At 38.5% G+C, this 7,345-nt stretch carries 4 protein-coding genes; 2 read left to right on the top strand and 2 right to left on the bottom strand.

The genetic code is table 11. From position 1 onward, the window contains the following. Positions 1-296 precede the first annotated feature (296 nt). Positions 297-1,736, top strand: coding sequence for a metalloprotease TldD (tldD, locus tag KO495_RS06030; RefSeq protein WP_215979499.1), 1,440 nt, complete (start codon positions 297-299; stop codon positions 1,734-1,736). Between the two features lie 176 nt (positions 1,737-1,912). On the opposite strand, the gene KO495_RS06025 is transcribed toward tldD, so the two are convergent. Together KO495_RS06025 and yjgA are read right to left on the bottom strand one after the other, a co-directional pair. Then, positions 1,913-4,933 carry a M6 family metalloprotease domain-containing protein gene (locus KO495_RS06025; protein ID WP_215979498.1) on the bottom strand — a complete coding sequence of 1,007 codons (3,021 nt, stop codon included), beginning with the start codon at positions 4,931-4,933 and terminating at the stop codon, positions 1,913-1,915. Between the two features lie 59 nt (positions 4,934-4,992). Beyond that, positions 4,993-5,505 carry a ribosome biogenesis factor YjgA gene (gene yjgA / locus KO495_RS06020; protein WP_215979497.1) on the bottom strand — a complete coding sequence of 171 codons (513 nt, stop codon included), beginning with the start codon at positions 5,503-5,505 and terminating at the stop codon, positions 4,993-4,995. Between the two features lie 144 nt (positions 5,506-5,649). On the opposite strand from yjgA, the gene pmbA reads away from it, so the two are divergent. Then, positions 5,650-7,011 (top strand): metalloprotease PmbA, encoded by a 1,362-nt coding sequence (pmbA, locus tag KO495_RS06015; protein WP_215979496.1) that lies wholly within the window; start codon positions 5,650-5,652, stop codon positions 7,009-7,011. Positions 7,012-7,345: the final 334 nt, after the last annotated feature.

The following is a 7,345-nucleotide window of genomic DNA, read 5'->3' as shown; positions in this document are numbered from 1 at the left end:
TATCAATGCTATAAAAATCCGACCTAGTGTCGGATTTTTTTTGTCTTAAAATTTGTTCATAAATAACCTGAACTCGGTTTAAGAGATATTTAACAAATTGAAATATCAGCAAAAATTACTTTTCTGAATCTCTAGCTTGATAGTTTTTCTTAATTCAAGGCAAATTTCGCGTCAATAGCTGGCCTATTGCAAGTAAATTTAACGAAGAAATTAGAAAAAGTAACAGCTAGAGAAACATTTGTTAAGCCGAGCTCAGGTGAAATACATAATAAGCATACAAGTCGAGTTAATACCTAATGAATAATGTTGAACAAGCCTTATTAGCTAATAGTAAAATTGATGATGAAATACTAACCAATACCTTAGCTAGTATGATGGGGCGACAAGTTGATTTTGCTGATTTTTATTTTCAATCGAGCCAGCATGAATCCTGGGTGCTAGAAGACGGTATTGTTAAAGAAGGCTCTTATAATATTGAGCGCGGTGTTGGTGTACGAGCTATTTCGGGTGAGAAAACTGGTTTTGCTTACTCTGATGATATTTCTCCGCTGGCTTTGCAAAAAGCTGCTGATGCTGCAAAAGGCATTGCTGATAGTGGCCAAGGAGCAAGTGTTAAAGCTTTTTCGCGCCAATCACCAATAAAAATGTACCAATCAGTCGAACCGCTAGGTAGCTTAACCCAAGAGCAAAAAATTAGTTTGTTGCACGAAGTAGAAGCCCACGCTCGTCAAGTTGATAGCCGAGTAACTCAAGTTATCGCCAGCTTGTCTGGGGTTTATGAAGAGGTACTAGTTGTTGCAACCGACGGTACTTATGGTACCGATATTCGCCCGTTAGTACGTTTAAATTGTTCAGTATTGGTAGAAGCTAATGGTAAACGCGAGCGTGCTAGTGCTGGCGGTGGTGCCAGAACTGATTACAGTTATTTTTTTGAAGTAGAAAACAACAAAGCTCGATATTTAGCTTACGCTGAAGAAGCGGTACGCCAGGCATTAGTTAATTTAGTGGCCATTGATGCGCCAGCAGGCAGCTTTCCTGTCGTTTTAGGAGCTGGCTGGCCAGGTGTATTGTTACATGAAGCAGTTGGGCATGGTTTAGAAGGAGACTTCAACCGTAAAGGGTCATCTGCTTTTTCTGGTAAAGTAGGTCAACAGGTTGCTTCTGAATTATGTACTATTGTTGATGATGGCACCTTAGCTAATCGTCGAGGCTCATTAACGATTGATGATGAAGGCACGCCTGCGCAATATAATATGCTGATTGAGAAGGGCATTTTAAAAGGTTACATGCAAGATAAGCATAACGCTTCACTCATGGGAGTAAAACCTACAGGTAATGGTCGTCGAGAGTCTTATGCACATTTACCTATGCCACGTATGACTAATACGTATATGTTGGCAGGTGAGTCAGATCCAGCAGATATTATTAAGTCGGTTAAAAAAGGCATTTACGCACCAAACTTCGCTGGTGGTCAGGTGGATATTACATCAGGTAAATTTGTCTTTACTAGCTCTGAAGCTTATTTAATTGAAAATGGTGAAATTACCTCACCAGTAAAAGGGGCAACCTTAATTGGTAGTGGTCCTGAAGCAATGAAAAAAGTCAGCATGGTCGGTAATGATTTAAAATTAGACGCAGGTGTTGGTATTTGTGGTAAAGATGGTCAAAGCGTTCCTGTGGGCGTTGGTCAACCTAGTTTAAAAATTGATGAAATGACTATTGGTGGTACGCAGTAATATTTAAGCTGAACTCGGGATCATAAATTTATCTCAAGTGGTTATTTTTATTACTAGCCGTGTTGTATTTATGTGCAATAAACTTGCTATTGCCCCCTAAACCCGCCTTACATAGAGAAAAGGGAAATAGTGGTTACTATTTCCCTTTTTTATTTTGCCTGATTGTTAATGTAGCATTAACAGCGAAGCCAGGTTTTCAATAATGTGCGCTGTCTATAGATGAGCATTATTAATAATAAGTAGGCGATGTTGCTTGAGCCACCTGAGGAGCTGCTTTGAGTGCTCGCTGGCTTTGTTTCTATTGGTTGATCGTCGTCATTCACTATAGTTACCGCCAAGTTTTGTTCCTCGCCAACTAAGTGCTCACTGGTTAATGATATGGTGAAGTTTTTATTGGCTTCATAAATACTGTTGTCGATAAGCGTTAACACGAAGGTGTGTGATGCAAAATTAGCTGGCATTATTATTTCTTCATTAATGCCGTGGTAATCCTGTCCCTCAATAGCACTGCCATCATGGGTTGCTATGCTAAAGGTTATTTCATCATCTACACCGTCAATACGCTCAACGGTAAATTCATAGGTTCCATCGTCTTCATTAATTGAGATGTTGCTTTGACTAAACTGTACTTTACCTCGAAATTCATTATCTTGAATGAAAAGGTAGGCATTCGTTTTTTCAGTATCTTCGCTGATAACATCTTGGCCTGAAATCGATAAATATAACGCTTTGTCGCCATCAGCTAAAAAGTCATCTTGAATAGTCAGTGTGACGCTTTTTACTAACTCGCTCGCTAAAAACGTAACTTGGTTTTGTGTTAGCGCTATGTAATCTTGGCCAACTACGGCATTTTCTGACACAACATCTAAATTAACAACTGACTCTTCGCCATTATCGTATGAGCGTTCGATCAAAAACGTAATATCTGTATGGCGTTCAGTTTGAACACTACCGTCAATATTAGCAATAGTAATAGAAACAGGTTCAATGCTATTGTCTACTTCAAAATAGGCTAAATACTTACTCATTACTTTAACTTGTAAGTGCGTAGGTAGCCAAGCAAACATGCCTGTACTAACCATAACATTAGCCTGTGCAATGGTTTTAGTTACTGTATTACTAATATCAAAAGTATTAGCACGTTGAATAAACCATAAACTATTATTGGTAGGGTTATTATCGCTATGAACCAGCTCATGGAAAATGAAATAGCTGTCAGGAGTTGACATAGTTACGCCGCTAACGATTGAATTTTCAGCGCCATATATTGTGGCGACATTTTGTGAAAACTGCCAGGTCGCCTCAATACCAAAATTTTGCCATTGCTGGTTATGTAAGTCTCTGTTCCAAAACCATTCACTATTTTCAAAATAGAGGTGGCCGCCAGCGTTCACATAGTTGGTTAAGCGGCTAAATTGCTCATCTGATAATGGCTGAGTATTGTGAGCACTAATAAACATTGCTGGTGTATTAGTTGGTGAAACCATGGGAATATCATTTAAGCTTAATGTTGGTATAGTGAAGCGCTCTAACACTGAAGATAAGCTTGTGTCAGTCGCTAAATTGACCACCACTAATCCCTCATTATATTGAAGGTTTAATGCTGAAATACTCGCGCTGCCTTTTGCCGTTGCTGTATATGCTTCAACGAGAATATCAACAGTACTAGTGCTGATATCTGCTTTGCTAAAGTCCATTTGATAAGGCGCTTGTGTGTCTTCTTCGATTAATTGGCCATTAATGAAAAAGTTTACGTTAGTGATAGGTTCAGTAGAATCAACATTTGCAGTAATGGTATTGTTTTCGCTTAATGCTTCTAAGTTTTTTATGCCTGATAAACTAACCAAAGGCGTATTAACAATCGCGGCAGATAAATTAATGGTGTTAGCGCTTTTTTCAATAGCCGTTATCTCTACAGCTGCATTACTTGTTTTATAGCCTTGGCTGCTTGGTGTTGATAAGGAGGTCAGTTCATGGCCTGGTTGGTAATAGTCAAATTCATCAGCAGACAATAGTCGAATTAAATTATGCGCAGTGTAGCTGTTATCAAATTCAAAGTTGTTGTATTTAATATTGGCATCAACGTGCCAAATAAGTAGCCCTTCACCAGACATATGCTTATCGTTGCCTTGTTTATCACGGTGCTGCACAACAAAGTACTCACTTAAGGCATCTGCTGCAGTTAACCCCGGCATTATCATTAAGGCATCTTTGCTTGTACTTGACGGTTTTAAGCTAAGGCTCTGTTGACCTGTGCCGATAAATGTTGGCTCAATCCAACCGAGTAAAAATTTTGAAAAAGCATTATGATCACCTAAGTTATTACGCATCATATCTGAGACAGGAAACTCGATAGGAGCCCCTACTGAGCTGTCGTAATCGTAATAATCAGGTAAGCCTAAGGCATGACCTGTTTCGTGAATTAATACTTGAGGATCAAAGTCATCAGTAGCATTGTTATGACTTAGCCATTGCCATGAATAGGTAGCTAGAGTTTTGCCTGATAAAATAAAGCTGTCATCGTAAATTTTGGTTTGATGACCCCACCATTGACTTGCCCACTCACCAACTTCACCGGTCCAAATAACAGAAAAATAGTCAATAATGCCGTCGTTATCATTATCATATTGGCTAAAGTCGACACCTTGCTGTTCATAATAACGCAGGGCTTCTTTGATAACATCGGCCTCACCTGTAACTTCATCGCGAGTGTAAGGGGTAATATACCAATCGAGTACTTCACCAGTAATTTCAAGTTGTTCATAAGATGAACGGTAATAGAAGTTTGTTAAACTCTCATTAGGAAAACGATCAGGGTCGCCATCGCCGTAGATATGATTATAAATCACATCAGCAGATTGATGTTCAGGAGGTAATGCATCTGAAAAAGCTAATAGTAACGTAAAAGTTTTCTGGGTGCCGCTACTACCAAAACCATTTTTCCAAGGAGTAATACTTGTGGCAGCGCCTATATTCTTGGTATTACTTTGGCCAATGCTAGCGTGTTTTGACTGTAATAAATTAGGGTTTACTTGGTCATTAGCAAAGCCTTTGGCTTTGCTAATTCTCTCTTGTAAAGTACCTTGCTGTTTATAGCGTTTTAATTGCGCTTTAGTCGGAGGCTGTAAAGCGAATACAGAAAACGAAATAAGTGAAAGAGCGATAAATATCGCTCTAATAGTGTGAGATAAGTTCAACAGCATGGTTCCTTATAGTCTGTCTATACTCCCTTAGAACATTGGGAGCGTTGTAATTTTTAGCTATGTTCTTTAAGGTAAGCAAATAAATTTTTGTAATGCTTGCCTATTTTCTCAGCTTTCTTTTCTTTGGCTGCATGACGTACTAATTGTTTTAACTTTTGTCGTTCCATTGAGGAAAACTCAGTTAATGCTTGCTCTACAGCGTCGTTGCCATTGTCAATTAACTCATCTCTAAGAGTTTCTAAGTAAACAAACTTAGCGGTTTCTTGTTGATGTTTGTTTGCCATCACTTCAATAGCATGATGAATAGGCTCTAAATCTGTTTCTAATAATATTTTGGCAATATGACGAATATGACGACGTAATGCTTCATGCTTGTTAGTGATTTTATCAGCAAGCACCATGGCATCTTTTAAATCATCACTTAAAGGTAACCGACTGCGCTGGTGCTTAGACATTTCAACTAAGCTTTGAGCAAAGTCTTGCAATTTATGCATTTCACGCTTTATTTCGGTTTTACTTTTTAATTCTTCTTCTAATTCATCGATCTCATTGACTGACTGGGGCATAATAACGCTTAATACAATTAATAATAAATTACCCTTATTATACCATTAAATTTTCATTATTCTAAAGCAGTAACTAAGTGTTGAATAACGCTAGTTATTACTAAGCGAAAGTTGAAATTAAGCCAAGAGAAAGTAGATATTAATATGACTAAAGCCAATAAATCTGATGATCAATTAAGCCAAAAACTTCACGAGGTAAAGCTTAGAGTTGCCAAAGTACTTGAGTTAGCTGAATCGTTAGGTGCAGATGGCGCCGAAGTGGCAATGAGTCGTCAAGAAGGCTTAAGTGTTAGTACGCGTATGGGTGAAGTTGAAAATGTTGAATTTACCAATGATGGCGGTTTAGGTATTACTGTTTATCAGCAAGGTAGAAAGGGTAGTGCTTCTACGGCTGATTTATCAGAAGCGGCATTAACTAAAACGGTACAGGCAGCGGTTAATATTGCCAAATACACTTCTGTTGATAGCTGCTCTGGTTTAGCTGATAAATCATTATTAGCAATGTCACCACAAGATTTAGATTTATATCATCCTAAAGCGCTAACTACCGAAGAAGCTATTGAAATCGCTAAAGAGTGTGAGCATAGTGCTTTATCGGTAGATAAAAGAATTACTAATTCAGATGGCGCGAGTTTAGATAGCTTTGCAGGCTTTAAGGTTTATGGTAATAGTCACGGCCAATTAGTCGGCTATAAAAGTACACGTCATAGCTTAAGTTGTGTTGTTATTGCTAGTGACGGTGAAGATATGCAACGCGATTATGCCTATAGCGTAAACCGCGATTTTTCATTACTTAATAGTGCGAAAAATATCGGTATCGAGGCTTCACAAGAAGTGCTTTCACGTTTAAATGGTCAACAAATTGCAACGGCTAAAGTACCCGTATTATTCAGAGCTGATATTGCGAATACTGTTTGGGGGCATTTTATTTCCGCAATTAGTGGCGGTAACTTATATCGTAAATCGTCATTTTTACTGGATGCCTTAGGTGATGATGTTTTCCCGAAGTTTTTAAATATTAGCGAGCGTCCTCATATCGCCAAAGGTTTGGCAAGTAGCTCTTTTGATAGCGAAGGTGTTGCAACTATCGACAGAGAAATTATCACGCAAGGTGCACTACAAACGTATTTATTAACGAGCTACTCTGCCCGTAAGTTAGGTTTGCAAACTACAGGTCATGCTGGTGGTATTCATAATTGGTTGGTTGAAGCGCAAGGCCATTCAGGAGATTTCGATGCCATGCTTAAAACCTTAGGCACAGGTTTACTAGTTACTGAATTAATGGGCCAAGGTGTTAACGTAGTTAACGGTGATTACTCACGTGGCGCGGCAGGGTTTTGGGTTGAAAATGGTGAAATAGCTTATCCAGTGAGTGAGATCACTATTGCGGGTAATTTAGCGCAAATGTTTAAAGGAATTGTGGCTGTTGGCTCTGATGTGGATAACCGTGGCAGCATTAAAACCGGTTCTATTTTAATTGATGAAATGCAAATAGCAGGTCATTAACTCCAGACACTGATAATAGAGAAAAAACATAGTAAAACGCCGATGACAGTCTCATATCATCGGCGTTTTTAGTTAATCTGAACTCGGTTTAAGAGATATTTAACAAGTTGAAATATTAGCAAAAATTACTTTTCTGAATCGCTGGCTTGATAGTTTTTCTTCTTTTTATATGATAAGCAAGGCAAACTTCGCGTCAATAGCTGGCCCATTGCAAGTAAATTTGACGAAGAAGCTAGGAAAAGTAGCTGCAAGAGAAACATTTGTTAAGCCGAACTCTGGTTGGTTAAGATAAAGCAGTAGCTAATGCTTACGGCTGTTTACACTAAAAACAAGG

The organism is Colwellia sp. D2M02 (assembly GCF_018860755.1).
Lineage (GTDB): Bacteria > Pseudomonadota > Gammaproteobacteria > Enterobacterales > Alteromonadaceae > Colwellia > Colwellia asteriadis.
This window is presented reverse-complemented; position numbering and strand designations above follow the sequence as displayed.

Bases quoted from the DNA above. Each gene is read 5' to 3' on its own strand.
- tldD (WP_215979499.1), top strand. From the start codon at position 297: ATGAATAATGTTGAACAAGCCTTATTAGCTAATAGTAAAATTGATGAT.
- yjgA (WP_215979497.1), bottom strand. From the start codon at position 5,505: ATGCCCCAGTCAGTCAATGAGATCGATGAATTAGAAGAAGAATTAAAA.
- pmbA (WP_215979496.1), top strand. From the start codon at position 5,650: ATGACTAAAGCCAATAAATCTGATGATCAATTAAGCCAAAAACTTCAC.